Source organism: Mesorhizobium sp. LjNodule214 (genome assembly GCF_964252735.1).
In the GTDB taxonomy this organism is placed as follows: domain Bacteria; phylum Pseudomonadota; class Alphaproteobacteria; order Rhizobiales; family Rhizobiaceae; genus Mesorhizobium.
In genome coordinates, this window is the sequence record NZ_CAXUPE020000001.1 from 83,355 (window position 1) to 99,147 (window position 15,793).

12 protein-coding genes are annotated in these 15,793 nt (G+C 64.7%); 6 read left to right on the forward strand and 6 right to left on the reverse strand.

Going from position 1 to position 15,793, the window contains the following annotated elements; all coding sequences use genetic code 11:
• Positions 1-10: 10 nt before the first annotated feature.
• The 3 genes from ACSQ3Z_RS00330 to ACSQ3Z_RS00340 all read right to left on the reverse strand — a co-directional run bounded on the left by ACSQ3Z_RS00330 (position 11) and on the right by ACSQ3Z_RS00340 (position 3,260).
• Positions 11-895: a dihydrodipicolinate synthase family protein gene (locus ACSQ3Z_RS00330; protein ID WP_436169447.1), complete on the reverse strand. Its 885-nt coding sequence runs from the start codon at positions 893-895 to the stop codon at positions 11-13.
• A 164-nt stretch (positions 896-1,059) separates the two neighbouring features.
• A complete protein-coding gene (chrA, locus tag ACSQ3Z_RS00335) occupies positions 1,060-2,445 on the reverse strand; it encodes a chromate efflux transporter (protein WP_436169448.1) in 1,386 nt (461 codons plus the stop codon).
• The gene (locus ACSQ3Z_RS00340; RefSeq protein ID WP_436169449.1) at positions 2,442-3,260 is read right to left on the reverse strand and encodes a chromate resistance protein ChrB domain-containing protein; all 819 of its coding nucleotides are present in this window, start codon (positions 3,258-3,260) and stop codon (positions 2,442-2,444) included. Before ACSQ3Z_RS00340 ends, chrA begins: the two co-directional genes overlap by 4 nt.
• A 241-nt stretch (positions 3,261-3,501) precedes the next feature.
• On the opposite strand from ACSQ3Z_RS00340, the gene ACSQ3Z_RS00345 reads away from it, so the two are divergent.
• Both ACSQ3Z_RS00345 and ACSQ3Z_RS00350 read left to right on the forward strand, forming a co-directional pair.
• Positions 3,502-4,476: an ABC transporter substrate-binding protein gene (locus ACSQ3Z_RS00345; RefSeq protein ID WP_436169450.1), complete on the forward strand. Its 975-nt coding sequence runs from the start codon at positions 3,502-3,504 to the stop codon at positions 4,474-4,476.
• A gap of 18 nt (positions 4,477-4,494) precedes the next feature.
• Positions 4,495-6,240, forward strand: coding sequence for an ABC transporter permease (locus tag ACSQ3Z_RS00350; RefSeq protein WP_436169451.1), 1,746 nt, complete (start codon positions 4,495-4,497; stop codon positions 6,238-6,240).
• A 64-nt stretch (positions 6,241-6,304) separates the two neighbouring features.
• On the opposite strand, the gene ACSQ3Z_RS00355 is transcribed toward ACSQ3Z_RS00350, so the two are convergent.
• Positions 6,305-7,348 (reverse strand): ABC transporter ATP-binding protein, encoded by a 1,044-nt coding sequence (locus ACSQ3Z_RS00355; protein ID WP_436169452.1) that lies wholly within the window; start codon positions 7,346-7,348, stop codon positions 6,305-6,307.
• A gap of 172 nt (positions 7,349-7,520) precedes the next feature.
• The gene (locus tag ACSQ3Z_RS00360; protein ID WP_436169453.1) at positions 7,521-8,309 is read right to left on the reverse strand and encodes a 3-hydroxybutyrate dehydrogenase; all 789 of its coding nucleotides are present in this window, start codon (positions 8,307-8,309) and stop codon (positions 7,521-7,523) included.
• Between the two features lie 225 nt (positions 8,310-8,534).
• Here ACSQ3Z_RS00360 and ACSQ3Z_RS00365 point away from each other — a divergent pair, with 225 nt between their 5' ends.
• Complete coding sequence (locus ACSQ3Z_RS00365) at positions 8,535-9,323, forward strand: acetoacetate decarboxylase (protein ID WP_436169454.1); 789 nt, start codon at positions 8,535-8,537, stop codon at positions 9,321-9,323.
• A complete protein-coding gene (locus ACSQ3Z_RS00370) occupies positions 9,316-10,476 on the forward strand; it encodes a patatin-like phospholipase family protein (protein WP_436169455.1) in 1,161 nt (386 codons plus the stop codon). The genes ACSQ3Z_RS00365 and ACSQ3Z_RS00370 overlap by 8 nt, the downstream gene beginning before the upstream one ends.
• A gap of 121 nt (positions 10,477-10,597) precedes the next feature.
• Here the strand turns inward: ACSQ3Z_RS00370 and ACSQ3Z_RS00375 are convergent, their stop codons facing one another.
• Positions 10,598-11,131, reverse strand: a complete 534-nt coding sequence (locus ACSQ3Z_RS00375) for a TetR/AcrR family transcriptional regulator (protein ID WP_120013416.1) — start codon at positions 11,129-11,131, stop codon at positions 10,598-10,600.
• Between the two features lie 147 nt (positions 11,132-11,278).
• Between ACSQ3Z_RS00375 and ACSQ3Z_RS00380 the strand changes: the two genes are divergently transcribed.
• Complete coding sequence (locus ACSQ3Z_RS00380; protein ID WP_436169456.1) at positions 11,279-12,586, forward strand: efflux RND transporter periplasmic adaptor subunit; 1,308 nt, start codon at positions 11,279-11,281, stop codon at positions 12,584-12,586.
• Positions 12,583-15,666 carry an efflux RND transporter permease subunit gene (locus tag ACSQ3Z_RS00385; RefSeq protein ID WP_436169457.1) on the forward strand — a complete coding sequence of 1,028 codons (3,084 nt, stop codon included), beginning with the start codon at positions 12,583-12,585 and terminating at the stop codon, positions 15,664-15,666. The genes ACSQ3Z_RS00380 and ACSQ3Z_RS00385 overlap by 4 nt, the downstream gene beginning before the upstream one ends.
• Positions 15,667-15,793: the final 127 nt, after the last annotated feature.

A 15,793-nucleotide genomic window follows, 5' to 3' on the forward strand; every position in this document is an offset into this window, starting at 1 on the left:
TCCTTGCCGGTCAGGCCGGCTCTGTCGCAAACAGCCGGTCATAGGCGGCGGCAAGCTGACGCCGCCCCGGCGCGGCGATCGGCTCCAAGGGCGGGCGGACCGCCAGCCAGCCTTCGTCGCCGGTCTTGCGCGCCACCATCACCTTCACCGCCGGCGTGACCGGATATTTGAGCAGTTCGAGCACGAAATTCTCGACGCGGGCATCGTCGCGGCCGTCCACGGCCATGGCGCGGATTTCGCCAGTGACGAAATTGGCCATGCCGGAAATGGCGCCCTGCCCGCCCTGACGCACGCTCCTCGCCAGATGCCGTTCGTCGCCGATCAGGATCACCAGGTCGCCATGAGCCTTGAGCAGCGCCTCGCTGTAGCTCCAGTCGCCGCCCGAATCCTTGACCCCGGCGACGACGGCCGGAAAGGCGGCGCGCAGCCGGCCGATCAGGCTGAGCGGCAGCTGCACCATGGTGACGGAAGGGATGTTGTAGAGCAGCACGTCGCGCGCCAGCGGGCCGAGCGCGGCAAAGACCGCGGCAAACCATCCGAACAGCCCGTCCTCGCCGACATTCTTGAAATAGCTTGGCGGCGCCAGCAGGATGTTGCGGGCGCCGCGCTGCAGGGCGTGGCGCGCCTGCTCGGCCGCATCTTCGGCGGCATCGACCAGCACGCCGGCGACAAACTGATGCGCCGGGATGCCGGCGCCGAGCATGGCCTCGATGACCTTCCGCCGCTCTTCGGTGCCCAGGGAAGCACCCTCGCCGGTGGTGCCAAAGAGCGTTGCACTGCTGCAGCCGGCGCCAAGGCAGACCTTGGCCTGCGCGACCATGGCGGGAACCGCGATCTGCCCGGACGCATCAAAGGGCGTTGCAAGTGCAACCGAAAGACCAAAGCGCGAAACCACCAGAATGCTCTCCAGATATCAATCTGCAGGCAGTGCTATCAGACTAACATGTCAGTTGTAAACAGGGGAGGCGTGCATTTTTCGAAATGACGTGTCCCGCCGCGATGGCGAGCGCATCGCAGCCTCACAGGCAAGAGTGATATGACGCCTTCAAGGGCCAGGCTTCACAGTGCCTGCAGCACCAGCCCGGCCAGCGCCGATCCGGCCAGCGTCGGCAGCATGCCGAGCTTCAGCCTGAGCATGGCGACCATTGCGGCGGCCGCCAGCAGTGCGGCACGCCAGTCCAGCGACGCAAGCACCGGGATCTCCATCCCGTGGCCAACGCTGCGCACCTGACCGAAGACGACATGCAGCGCGAACCACAAGGCAAGGTTCATCACCACGCCGACGACGGCCGCGGTGATCGCGCCGAGCGCCGCCGAGAGCGCCTTGTTCTGCCGCAGCTGCTCGATGTAGGGCGCACCGAGGAATATCCAGAAGAAGCACGGCGCGAAAGTCACCCACAGCGTCAGCAGGGATCCCAGCGATCCGGCGATGAGCGGGTTCACCGCGCCGGCGTGGCGATAGGCGGCGACGAAGCCGACGAACTGCAGCACCAGGATGAGCGGCCCGGGCGTCGTCTCGGCGAGACCGAGACCGTCGACCATTTCGCCGGGGGCGAGCCAGCCGAAAGAGGTGACAGCCGCCTGCGCGACATAGGCGAGCACCGCGTAGGCGCCGCCGAACGTGACGACCGCCATGACACTGAAGAAGCTGCCAAGCTGCGTCCAGACGCTAGTCGAGCCGGTCAGAGCTGCGATCAGCGCCACCGGCCCGAGCCAGATCGGCAGCCAGGTGGCGATGGTGCGCGGCGCATGCCATCGTGTCGGCCTTGTATGGTCGAGTTCGCCGCGCTCGAACATCAGGTCGACCACGCCGCGTATATCGGGCGCGTTGCCCTTGCCGTGCGCCGCTCCGGAAAACGGCACCGGCGCAAAGCGGTTGCCGATCCAGCCAGTCAGCCCGGCTGCCAGGATGATGAGCGGAAACGGCAATTTGATCACATAGATGGCAAGGAAGGCGGCGACCGCGATCGCCACCATCACCCGGTTCTTCAGTGCCCGCTTGCCGATGCGGATGACGGCCTCGACGACCACGGCCAGCACCGCCGCCTTGACGCCGAAGAACAGCGCCTCGACGACCGGCGCATCGTTGTAGAGCATGTAGAAGCTGCTCAAGCCCAGCATGACGAACGCCCCCGGCAGCACGAACAGGATGCCGGCGACAAGGCCGCCGAGGGTCCGGTGCAGCAGCCAGCCTATATAGATGGCGAGCTGTTGCGCCTCCGGGCCAGGCAGCAGCATGCAGTAATTGAGCGCATGCAGGAACCGCTGCTCGCCGATCCAGCGACGCTCCTCGACCAGTTCCTTGTGCATCAGGGCGATCTGTCCGGCCGGCCCACCGAAAGACAGCAGGCCGATCTTCGCCCACAGCCTCACCGCCTCCTTGAAGGTCGGCACGGCCGGGATTTGGTCCAGTTGCGCATCGTTGTCCACGACAAGGGAGTTCATGGCGCTTTGCTCCCGCTCGGCCAGTTATGCGTTTCGTCGGTCGCGTCGCGGCACCACCTGAAAAAGGCGTCATAGAGCAGCATGCCGGCCTCGAGCTGTTCGAGATCGTCGCGGAACATGCGCGACAGGCCGAGCGACGCGGCGAGGAACCCCGACGCCTGCGGCACGAGATCGAGGCGCGCTGTATCGGCGGCGCGCACGATCAGAGCGAGGCGATCAAGCGCCTCCGACCGCAGTCCGAACTCTTCGATCATCGTGTCGAAGGTGCAACGCTCGCCGCGATGGCTCCAGAATACGTCGTCGATGTCGAAGGGTACCGCCGAAAAGCGATCGGCCGCCGCCAGCACCTCGGACGGTTCGACGAACAGGAACACGGCCGATGGATCGACGAAGCGGCGGATCAGCCACGGACAGGCGATGCGGTCGACCTTGGGCCGCGCCCGCGTCACCCACACCGTGCGGCCCTTGTCGTCGCGCGGCGGCAGTGCGTCGGCCTTGACCAAAAACCCCTTGGCCGCGACCCAGGCCTCGAAACCGCCTTCCAGCGATTCCGCGGTGATGCCTTCATGGCGCAGCCATGCGGCGACGCCCTGCGAGAGCTTTTGCCCTCTTTGACAGATGACGACGACCCGGCGCCCGGCGAAATCGGCCGCCCAGGTCGAGACGGTCCTGAAATCGCGCCGGCACGACGCCGGCAGCAGGCGCGGATCGGCATCAAAATCCTCGTCGATGCGAACGTCGACGAGATCGGGCGCATCGGGCAGGCCGACGAGGCGGGAGAGCTGCGCTACGGTGATTGCGGTTGTTGACGGCATGGCGTCCACCTCCATGACAAGAGAGCTTGGACGCGATCGTTGGGCTGACGCCTCACGGGGTCATCGCGATGAACCCCTTGCCACAATGCTGGAACGATCCCCGGCCTTTGTCAAGGAAGGAGCAAGTTGGCGGCGGCCATGCGCTATTCCCCAACACCGTCACAATACAGTTATCCTGCAGCGATAGGCAGTGCTTCAGCTGGCGCCCGCGGGCCGGTTCTCTCATTCCTTGGAGCTTTCCATGCACAAGATCATTTTCGCCGCCATGATGCTGGCATCGGCCGTCACAGGCGCTTCGGCTGCTGAAGGCAAGCTCGTGCTCTACACCAGCCAGCCCAACACCGACGCCCAGCAGACCGTCGATACCTTCATGGCCAAGAACCCCGGCATCAAGGTCGAGTGGGTGCGTGATGGAACGCCGAAAATCCTGGCCAAGCTGCGCGCCGAAATCGAAGCCGGCCAGCCGCAGGCCGACGTGCTCCTGATCGCCGACGTCGTGAGCATGGAAGGGCTGAAGAAGGAAGGGCGCCTGCTCGCCTACCCCGGCGCCGATGTCTCCGGCATCGATGCGGCCCTCTACGACAAGGACAACACCTATTTCTCGACCAAGCTGATCACCACCGGCATCATCTACAACACCAAGGCGCCCTTCGTGCCGACGAGTTGGGAAGATCTGACAAAGCCGGAAGCAAAGGGCCTCGTCGCCATGCCCAGCCCGCTGACCTCGGGTGCGGCGATGATCCATGCGGTGACACTGACCGGCAATTTGCCGGAAGGCTGGGACTACTACGGCGCGCTGGCCAAGAACGGCGCCCAGGCGAGCGGCGGCAATGGCGATGTGCTGAAGGCCGTCAGCGGCGGCGACAAGCTGTTCGGCATGATCGTCGACTACATGCCGATCCGCGAGAAGGCCAAGGGCGCTCCGGTCGAGTTCGTCTTCCCGAAGGAAGGCGTTTCGGCCGTCACCGAGCCGGTGGCCATCCTGTCCACGGCCAAGGACACCGACGCCGCCAAGGCCTTCGTCGATTTCCTGCTGTCCAAGGACGGACAGGAAGTTGCCGCCAAGATGGGCTACATCCCGGCGCGCACCGACGTCGCCTTGCCGGCCGGCTATCCCGATCGCGGCTCGATCAAGGTGCTGGGCTACGATGCGGCCGCCGCACTTGCCAACGACGCCGCCAACAAGGAAAAGTTCGGCGCCGTGATGAGCCAGTAGCCGGTCCACGAGCCGGCAATGTCATCCGCGCAGGATATCCTGCCCGGGCGGCCTATATCGGCGCCGGCAAGTCGCCGGTACACCTCCGGACGAGCGACGTCAGGCTTTCGCGTTTCGGCGCTGGCCGTTCTGCTGGTGATCGCGCTGCTCAGCCTGTTGCCGATGGCGAGGCTTGTCGTCGCGGCCGTCGCGCCGGGTGGCGAACTCGACGTCGGCGCCTTCGCCGATCGCCTCGGCAGGCCTGCCGCCCTGCGGGCGATGGGACACACGCTGGACACCGCCTTCTTCGGCGCCGTGTTTGCCGTCTGCCTCGGTGGCCCCTTCGCGGTCGCGGTGACCATGACCGACCTGCCCGGGCGAAAGGCGCTCGGCTTCCTGCTGCTTTTGCCGTTGATGATCGCGCCGCAGGTCACGGCGCTGTCGTGGCTGCATTTGTTCGGCCCTTCCAGCACGCTGCTCGGCATGGTCGGCCTGGCGCCGCCACCAGGCACGCCCAACCCGATGCTTGGCCGCAACGGCATCATCCTGCTCTACGCCGTCCAGCACGCGCCGATCGTGTTCATCACGCTGCGAGCAGGGCTTTCCCGGGTGCCGCGCGATCTCATCGAGGCCGCCAGGGCCTCGGGCGCCACACCGCATTACGCGCTGCGAACCATCGCGCTGCCGGTCGTGCGACCATATGTTGTCGCCGCCGCGGCACTCGCCTTCGTCTCCGGCGTCGGCAATTTCGGCATCCCGGCCCTGCTCGGAATGCCGGTCAACTATTTGACGCTGCCGACGCTGATCTATCAGGATCTGTCGAGCTTCGGCCCCGGCGTGCTGCCGCAGATCGCGGCGCTGTCGGTGCTGGTCGGCGTGCTGGCGCTGGCTGGCGTCGCTTGCCAGTCGCTGGCCTTGCGCGGTGCGGCCCATCGCTTCACCGGCGGCACCCCGGCTCGTTTCGAACTCGGCGGCTGGCGCCTGCCGCTCGCGGGGCTCGCCTGGCTGGTGATCGGCGCGATCCTCGTCCTCCCGGCTTGCGCGCTTTTGACGACCTCGCTCATCCCCTCCTTCGGCGTGCCGCTTGGCTGGGGCACGATCACCGCTTCCAACTATGCGGAGGTGCTGGTCCGGCAGGCCTCGACCGTTCGAGCCTTCCGCAATTCCGCTCTCTTTGCCGGCAGCGCGGCGCTGATCCTGGCGATCGGCGCCATTCCGGTCAGCGTTGTGCTCGACCGGTTCGGTCGGCGCTGGCAGCGTCTTGCCAGCGGCATCGTCGACCTGCCCTATGCGGTTCCCGGCGTCGTCCTTGCCATCGCCTGCATCCTTCTGTTCCTGCGCCCGCTGCCGCTGATCGGCAGCCTCTACGCAACCGCATCGATCATCGTCATCGCTTACGCGATGCGGTTTTTCACTCTCGCCATGAAGCCGGTGGCGACCGCCGTCGGGCAGATTTCGCGCGATCTCGACGAGGCGGCAGCGATCTCCGGTGCCGGCCCGCTTCGCCGGCTGGCAACAATTGCCGCGCCGCTCGCCGCACCCGCGGCGGTGGCCGGCGGGCTGCTCGTCTTCATGAGTGCCTTCAACGAGCTGACGGTCTCGGCCCTGCTCTGGTCGAGCGGCAACGAGACGCTCGGCGTCGTGCTGTTCAGCCTCGAGGAAGCAGGGCTGGGCACGCAGGCTTCGGCGATCGCCGTGTCGACGATCACCGTCGTCATCGCCTTGCTGCTGGTGCTGGATCGGTTCGCGCGCCGGCTTCCGCCGGGCGTATTGCCCTGGAGGTAGAGCAATTCCAGGAAAAGTGCGGTGCGGTTTTCCGTCCGGAATTGCGCAAAACAAATTCCGAGATTCAGGCGCCGGGGATCACCCAGGCGTCCGCAACAGCCACATGCACCTGCTGGCCGACCGCCAGCGCATCGGCGCTGTCGATCACCAATTCCTGTCCTGGCATCGGCAAGGCCAGCCTGACCTCATGGACCGGGCCGCGATAGATGCTGTCGAGCACCGTTGCCGGCAGGCCTTCGGGGGCAAGCCGCAGTGCTTCCGGCCGCAACAGCACCTTGACCGCGCCGGCAGCACCCCCGGCACTGCGCGCCGTGACGCGATGCCCCGCTATGTCGATCCTCGCGCTCGTTTCGTCATGATCGACCGCCGTCGCGGCGATGACGCTGCCACGCCCAACGAAGCCGGCGACCATTGTATCGGCCGGCGCGCGATAAACCTCCTTCGGCGGAGCCACCTGAAGCACCTTGCCTTGGCTCATGATCGCGACGCGGTCGGCCAGCGCCAGGGCTTCGGCCTGGTCGTGGGTGACGTAGACGATGGTGGCGCCGGTGCGGCGATGGACGTCGCGAAACGCTTCGACCATCGAGGCACGCAGATGCATGTCGAGATTGGCGAGCGGTTCGTCGAACAGGATGATCTTGGCGTCGGCCACCAGGCAGCGCGCCAGCGCCACCCGCTGGCGCTGGCCACCGGACAATTCCTCGATGCGGCGGCCTTCAAAACCGGCGAGCCCGACGATCTCGAGCACCGCGCCGACACGGCCGGCGATTTCGCCGGCTTTGACATGGCGAGCTTTCAGCGGATAGGCGACGTTAGCGGCCACGTCCATATGCGGCCAAAGCGCGTAGGACTGGAAGACGACGCCGATGCCGCGCGCTTCCGGCGCCACCTGCCGCTGCGGATCGGCCATCAGTTCTTCGCCAAAGAACACGCGGCCATCGCTGGGCGCCTCGAAGCCGGCGATCAGCCTCAGCATCGTGGTCTTGCCGCATCCCGACGGCCCGAGCAGAGCGGTGAAGGTGCCTGCCGGGAAATCGAGCGAAACGGCGTCCAGCGCAACCGTGTCGTTGAACCGCTTGGTGAGGCGGTCCACCCTGATTTCGCTCATGCCTGGCTCATCCGCGCGTCGTTTCGCTTGTCGGCGCAGGCATAGCCGTTACGGCATCCGGCCGGCAATAGGCTGAACCTGGCAATGACGAAGACCAAGGCTGCATGGCGCGCCAACGACGCCGGCCGCGCCTGCACGGATCCGCGAAAAACCGGATCGCCTGCCGCGGCGCCTACTGCGCCGTCCAGCCGCCATCCATCGGCAAGGTCGTGCCTGTGATCTGCCTGGCCGCGTCCGAGCACAGGAACAGCGCAAGTGCGGCAAGCTCCTCGACGGTGACGAATTCCTTGGTCGGCTGGGCCGCGAGCAGCACGTCGTGCTTGACCTGTTCCTCGGTCATGCCGCGCGCCTTCATCGTGTCGGGAATCTGCTTTTCGACCAGCGGCGTCCAGACATAGCCGGGAGCGATCGCATTGACGGTGACGCCGTCCTGCGCCGCCTCCAGCGCCACGGTCTTGGTCAGGCCGGCTATGCCATGCTTGGCCGAGACGTAGGCCGACTTGAACGGCGAGGCGACCAGCGCATGCGCGGAAGCCGTGTTGATGATGCGGCCCCATTTGCGTGCCTTCATGCCGGGGAGTGCGGCCTTGATCGCATAGAAGGCCGCGAGCAAATTGATGCGGATGATGGCTTCCCACTTGTCGTCGGGAAATTCCTCGATCGGCGCGACATGCTGTATGCCGGCATTGTTGACCAGTATGTCGAGGCTGCCGAAGGCTTCCTCGGCCTCGCGCACCATGGCACTCACCGCCGCGCCGTCCATCATGTTTGCGCCGGAGTAACGGCACTTGACGCCGAAATCCTTCTCGATGCCGGTTCGCTCCTGCTCGATTGCCGCGGCGTCGCCCAGCCCATTGATGGTGATGTTGGCACCCTCGGCGGCGAAGGCGCGGGCTATGGCCAGGCCGATACCACTGGTCGAACCGGTGACGAGGGCGTTTTTCGAAGACAGCAAACCCATGGGGGATCTCGCGAGAAGTGGGAGGGAGATACGATCATATATTTGTGCATTGCAGCATGACAATGCCAGCGCCATATATCGATGCGATTACAGCCAGATTGCGGCCCAACCCGGTCCGCGATTGACCTTGCGGCCGTGGTCGCCCGGCCGGCACGTGTCATGGTGCCGTGCAACATAATTGCCTGCGCATTCGCGCGGTCATTCCCGAATGAATGGGGTACAAGCTTGGAAATCGCCGATGTCGTGAAGCGCGCCTATGCGATGCCGCTCACCAATCCGTCCTTCCCGCCCGGTCCTTACCGTTTCTTCGACCGCGAATATGTCATCATCACCTACCGCACGACGCGCGAGGCGCTCGAGGCTGTCGTTCCAGCGCCGCTGGAGATCGGCGAGCCGCTGGTCAAATACGAGTTCATCCGCATGCCGGATTCGACCGGCTTCGGCGACTATACCGAGACCGGCCAGGTCATCCCGGTGCGCTACAAGGGCCAACACGGCGGCTATGTCCATTCGATGTATCTCGACGACGACGCGCCGATCGCCGGCGGCCGCGAGCTCTGGGGCTTCCCGAAAAAACTCGCCAACCCCAAGATGGTGCATGAGGGCGAGGTCGTGGTCGGCACCTTGCACTATGGCAGCGTGCTCTGCGCTACCGGCACGATGGGCTACAAGCACCGGGAGGCCGACCACGATCAGGTACTGGCTTCGCTTGCCGCGCCCAATTTCCTTCTCAAGATCATACCGCATGTCGACGGCACGCCGCGTATCTGCGAGCTGGTCCGCTACTACCTCACCGATGTGACGCTGAAGGAGGCCTGGACGGCGCCCGCCGCGCTCGACCTTCGGCCTCATGTCATGGCCGACGTGGCAAAGCTGCCGGTGCTCGACATCGTGTCCGCCGTCCATTTCACCGCCGATCTGACGCTCGGGCTGGGCGAAGTCGTCCACGATTACCTCGCCGACCACAGCCAGCCCGCTGCCAGCGCATCCCAGCCGGAGAAAGCTCGTGCTTGAACGCACCCGCAACAAGGCGCTCGCCGCCACCATCGAGGAAATCACGGCGCAATATGATCGCATCGCGCTGGTGTTCCAGGGCGGCGGCGCGCTCGGCGCCTATCAGGCCGGCGTCTATCAGGCGCTGGCCGAAGCCGGCTGCGAGCCGAGCTGGCTGTCCGGCGTGTCGATCGGCGCCATCAACGCGTCGATCATCGCCGGCAACGAGCCGAGCCGCCGGCTGCAGCGTCTCGAGCAATTCTGGCAGACGATTTCGGGGCGCAAGATCTGGGCCTATACGCCCGAAGGCGACATCTACCGCGACATCCGCAACCGCACCTCCTCGTGGATGACGATGGCCATGGGCCAGCCCGGCTTCTTCAAGCCGCGCAGTCCCAATCCATGGTTCGAACAGCCGGGGGCCGAAGGCGCCACCAGCTTCTACGACACCGCCGAGTTGAAGGACACGCTGGAAAGCCTGATCGACTTCGACATCCTCAACGACGGCAGGAAGCGGCTCAGCGTCGGCGCGGTCAATGTCCGGACCGGCAATTTCGTCTATTTCGACACCGACAATGTGCGCATCGGCCCGGAGCACATCATGGCCAGCGGCGCGCTGCCGCCCGCCTTCCCGTCGGTCCGCATCGAAGGCGAGTATTACTGGGATGGCGGCATCGTCTCCAACACGCCGCTGCAATATCTGCTCGACCAGGACGAGGACCGCTCGTCGCTGGTGTTCCAGGTCGACCTGTTCAGCGCCCGCGGCGTGCTGCCGCGCGGCATGGCCGACGTGCTGTCGCGCCACAAGGACATCATGTATTCCAGCCGCACCCGCCAGAACACCGACAATTTCCAGCGCATCCACGCACTGAAGATGAAGCTGCTCGATGTGCTGAAGCGCGTACCCCCGGAGCAACTGAGGGACGGCGAGAAGGAGCTGATCGCCGACTATTCGGACGCTGGCGTGGTCAACATTGTTCACCTCATCTACCAGCACAAAGGCTACGAGGGGCACGCCAAGGATTACGAATTCTCAGGCACCTCGATGCGCGAACATTGGGAGATGGGCCTCGAGGACACGCAGCGGACGCTGCGCCATCGCCAGTGGCTGACACTGCCGACCAATGTCGAGGGCGTCGCGATCCACGATCTGCATCGTGAGGATCCGACCTAGAGCAAATTCCAGGAAAGTGTGAAACGGTTTTCCGTCCGGAATTGCGTCAAAGCAAAGAGATAGATCGATTCTGCGTTTCAGTGAAACTGATGAACCGCTCTAGTCTAGCGGGCCCGGCAACTCATTTTGCAATCTCCAGCAGCGACGCCACCAGCAGTCGGCGCTCATCCTGCGAAAGCACGTCGGAATCGAAGAGATTCATGCTGCGAAGCCCTTCGATGGCGAGAAAGCAGACCAGAAGCGCCTTGATATCAGGCGTCTCATCCTTCAGCCGCTCGAACAACTGCTGCTTGAAGGTCTTTATCGGCGTCATGAAATCGGGGTCCTCGGCGATTGCCGAAAAGATCCAGGATGCCGAGGGTTTCGGCTCCTCGCAATCATCTGCCGAAAGCCTGACATAGGCCGCAAGCCGGCTTTCGCCGCCGTTGTCGGCCGCGCGGGACTCCAGCGCCTGCTCGAATTCGCGCAGATAGTCCTCCACCAGGCCCTGCATCAGTTTCGCCTTGGTCGGGAAATTATAGAGCAAGCCGCCCTTCGACACGCCGGCGCGGCTGGCGACGGCGTCGAGCGACAGGCTGCCGGGACCGGTCTCGCGCGCCACCTCGGCGGCGGCGGCGAGGATCTTGTCGCGGGAATTTGCTCTGCGGGTTTTCATCGGCGCCTCCCCTTACATTAGCCTATGTGGAATTGACAAGACCGTCCAGACGGTACAGTAAGACCGCCATCATTTGAAATCGGGACATGAGACGAATATCTGTCCCGGGATCGACCGCCATGCCGGTCGCCGGTTGAGGGGACACTCTTGTTCAAGCGCACAATCCAGACAATCGTCATCGCCTTGGTTTTGCTCGTGCTCGCGGTGGTATGTGGCGGCATCGTCGGCTTCAACTTCCTGCGCGACAACGGCATCAAGCAGTACTTCGCCACGATGAAGCCGCCGGCGGCGACCGTGTCGACGACCATCGTCAAGCCGTCGAGCTGGACGCCCGGCGTCGAGGCGATCGGCACGGTCAGTGCCGTGCGTGGCGTCGACCTGACCGTCGAGACCACCGGCATCGTCAAGGAGATCCTTTTCCACGCCAACCAGAAGGTGGCGGACGGCGCGACCCTGCTGCAGCTCGATGATGCCGTCGAGCGTGCCGATCTGGAGGCAACCAAGGCGCAGGTGGCGCTCGTCGAGACGGCGCTGACGCGCGCCATCGAACTGCAGCGGCGCGGCGTTAATGCGGAAGCTACGCTCGACACGGCGCGGGCAGCAGCATCGGCCACCGCCGCCCAAGTGAACAAGCTGCAGGCGGTGCTCAACCAAAAGCAGCTGAGGGCGCCCTTCAGCGGCACGGTGGGCATCCCCAAGATCGATCTCGGTCAGTACCTGGCGCCCGGCACGTCCGTGGTGACCTTGCAGGACCTGGACACGATGCGGGTCGACTTCTCGGTTCCCGAACAGCAACTGCCGCTGTTGAAGATCGACCAGACCGTGCGGCTGGGCATCGGCGGCGGCGACATGCCCTTTGCCGGCAAGATCCGCGGCATCGATCCCAAGATCGACCCCGCGAGCCGGCTCGTCAGCATCCGGGCCGAAGTCGCCAACAACGAAGGCAAGCTGACGCCTGGCCAGTTCGTGCAGGTGCGTGTCGAACTGCCCGAGGAAAACAACGTGCTAGCGGTGCCGCAGACGGCATTGACGTCCAGCCTCTATGGCGACTTCGTCTTCGTCGTGCGTCAGGCCAAGGCCGCCGAAGCCGCTCCGGCCCCGGCAGCCAAGCCGGACGAAAAGCCCGCCGACAAACCTGCGGCGGATGCCGCCAAGCCGACGGCAGAAGCGATGAAACCCGCTGCCGAAGGTGCTGCGGCAAAGCCAGCCGACAAGGCGGCTGCAGACCCGGCCAAGCCTGCAACGGAAGCGCCGAAGCCGGAGCTTGTCCTGTCCCAGGCCTTCGTCAAGCCGGGCCGCCGCAACAACGGCATGGTTGAGATCCTGGAAGGCATCGCCGCTGGCGACGAGGTTGTCACTGCCGGTCAGAACCGGCTCTACAACGGCATGTCCGTTGCCGTCGACAACACGATCGACCCGACCAAATCGGCAAACAACCAGGCCGCCCAGCAATGAGCATTTCCGACATCTTCATCCGCCGCCCGGTCCTGTCGACCGTTCTGGCCTGCATGATCCTGCTCCTGGGCTTCCAGGGCATCTTCAACCTGTCGATCCGGCAATACCCGAAGGTCGATGAAACCGCGATCACGATCACGACCGCCTATCCCGGCGCCAGCGCCGACCTGATCCAGGGCTTCATCTCCGCGCCGATCGCACGTGCCGTCGCCTCGACCGAAAACATCGACTACGTCACCTCGGCGAGCCGGCCGTCTTCCAGCACCGTGACGGTGCAGATGAAGCTTGGCTCCAATCCCGATGTCGCGCTGACCGAAGTGCTGTCGAAGGTGCAAGGCGTGCGCGGCACCTTGCCGGATGCATCCAAGGACCCGGTGATCGTCAAGGGCACCGGCGATCAGTTCGCGATGATGTACATCTCGATGCAGAATCCGAACATGACGAAGGAGCAGTTGACCGAATATATCGAGCGCGTCATCCGGCCCCGTATCTCGACGGTGGAAGGCGTTGCCGAGGTGCAGATCTTCGGCGCCCAGGAATATTCGATGCGCGTCTGGATCGACCCGGTCAAGCTTGCCGCGCGCGGCGTCACCGCGTCTGACGTGCTGACCGCCATCAACGATTCCAACTTCCTCTCCGCGCCCGGCAATACCCAGAACGAGTACGTCGTCTCGTCGATCACCGTACGCTCGACATTGCAGACCCCGGAGGCTTTCGCCGAGCTTCCGCTTCGCTCAAAGGATGGCAACGTGGTGCGGTTGCGCGACGTTGCGCGCGTGGAACTGGGCGCGGAGAACACCGACACCCGGGTCAGCTTCAACGGCAAGCCCGGCACCTTCCTCGCCATCTTCCCGACGCCGGCGGCGAACCCGCTGACGACGGCGGCGGCGATCCACAAGATCGTGCCGACGATCCAGGACACCCTGCCGAAGGGCATGACGATCGAGATCGTCTACGATTCCACCGAACAGATCAGCGCCTCGATCGAGGAGGTGTTCAAGACCATCGCCGAGGCGGTCGCCATCGTCATCGTCGTCATCCTGCTCTTCCTCGGTTCGTTCCGTTCGGTGATGATGCCGATCGTCACCATCCCGCTGTCGCTGATCGGCGTCTGCTTCCTGCTTTTTTCGGTCGGCTATTCGATCAACCTCCTGTCGCTGCTGGCCATGGTGCTGGCGATCGGCCTGGTCGTCGACGACGCCATCGTGGTGGTGGAAAACATCCACCGCCACATGGAAGAGGACCACATGTCGCCGATGCAGGCGGCCTTCAACGGCATGCGGGAGATCTTTTCCGCCATCGTCGCCATGACGATCACGCTGGCCGCGGTGTTCGCGCCGCTGGCTTTCACCGGCGGCCTGACCGGTGCACTGTTTCGCGAATTCGCGGTCACCCTTGCCGGTTCGGTGGTGCTGTCGGGCATCATCGCCGTCACCATCACGCCGATGATGTCGGCGCGCCTGCTGAAGGCCGGCGCGCCCGGCCGTTTCCAGCGCGTTGTCGACGGCACCTTCGGATGGGTCGAGCGCGTCTATGAGAAAGCGGTCAAAGGCTCGCTGAATTATCGCCCGGTGACACTGATCATCGTCCTTGCGCTGGTCGGCGTCACGGGCTTCGCGTTCACAAAAACCTCGAGCGAACTGGCGCCGGAAGAAGACCAGGGCTTCCTGCTGTCGATCGTGACCGGGCCGCGCTACGCGACGTCGGACTACACCGAGACCTACGTCAATCAGATCCTGGGCCTGGTCAAGGATATCCCGGAAACGCGGGCGCAGTTCTCGGCGGTCGCCTTCGGCGGCCAGACCAACGGCGCCTTCGTCGGCTTCGCGTTCAAGGACTGGGCCGAGCGCGCCCGCGGTTCGAAGGAGCTCCAGGCCGACATACAGGGGCGTCTCGGCAAGGTCGCCGGTGTCGAAGCCTTCGTCTTCGCGCCGCCGACGCTGCCGGGCTCCGGCGGCGGCCTGCCCATCTCCATGGTGGTGCGATCGACCGGCGCCGCCTCGGAGGTTTACGAGGCGGCCGAGCAGATCAAGAACAAGGCGCAGGCTTCCGGTCGTTTCATCGTCGTACAGAACTCAATGTCCTACGACGCGCCACAGGTGACGGTGACCATCGACCGCGATCGCGCCGCGGCCCTCAACCTGCCGATCGCCGACATCGGCCGCACCTTGACCTTGCTCGTCGGCGGCGCCGAAGTGGCGCAGTTCGACCGCGACTCCAACAGCTACGACATCATCCCGCAGGTGCCGCAGGAGTTCCGTGACAATCCCGAGAAGCTGGCCGAGTATTTCGTGCGCAGCGCCTCGGGCGAGATGGTGCCGCTTTCTTCCGTGGTAACGATCTCGACCAACGCGTCGCCGGCGGCCATCGAGCAGTTCAACCAGCTGAACTCGGCGACGATTTCCGCGCTGCCGCTGCCTGGCGTCACCACCGGTGACGGACTGAAGGCCCTGGAGGACATCGCCAAGGAGAGCCTGCCCGAAACCTTCTTCGTCGACTATTCCGGTCAGTCCAGGCAGGAGAAGGAACAGGGCAACACGATCCTGATCGCCTTTGCGGCCGCCGTGCTGGTCATCTATCTGGTGCTGGCGGCGCAGTTCGAAAGCTTCCGTGATCCGCTGATCATCATGATGGCGGTGCCGCTGTCGATCTTCGGCGCCATCGTGCCGCTCAATCTGGGCCTCGGAACGCTCAACATTTACACGCAGGTCGGCCTGATCACGCTGATCGGCCTGATCACCAAGCACGGCATCCTGCTGGTCGAGTTCGCCAACCAGCAGCGCGAGAAGCACCAGATGTCGCGGCGCGAGGCGATCGTCGCCTCGGCCAAGGTCCGGCTGCGGCCGATTCTGATGACGACGGCAGCGATGGCGCTGGGCGTGGTGCCGCTGATCATCTCCAGTGGTGCCGGTGCCGCGGCGCGCTACTCGATGGGGCTGGTGATCTTCACCGGCATCCTGGTCGGAACCATGTTCACGCTGTTCGTGGTGCCGATGTTCTACACCTTCATCGCCAGCAAGGACCTGCCGCATCACGCCGAGAAGCCGGATCCGAAGCTGATGCCGGTGCCGGTGGACTGACAAAGACAAAAGACAAAAAAAGAGGCCGGAAATTCCGGCCTCTTTTTTGACTGAGTTGTTGTACCGCGGACGCTGCTTCCAGCGCCTTCCGGCGGGAGCCTGAAACAGTGAAGCGCAGCAGCTTGCC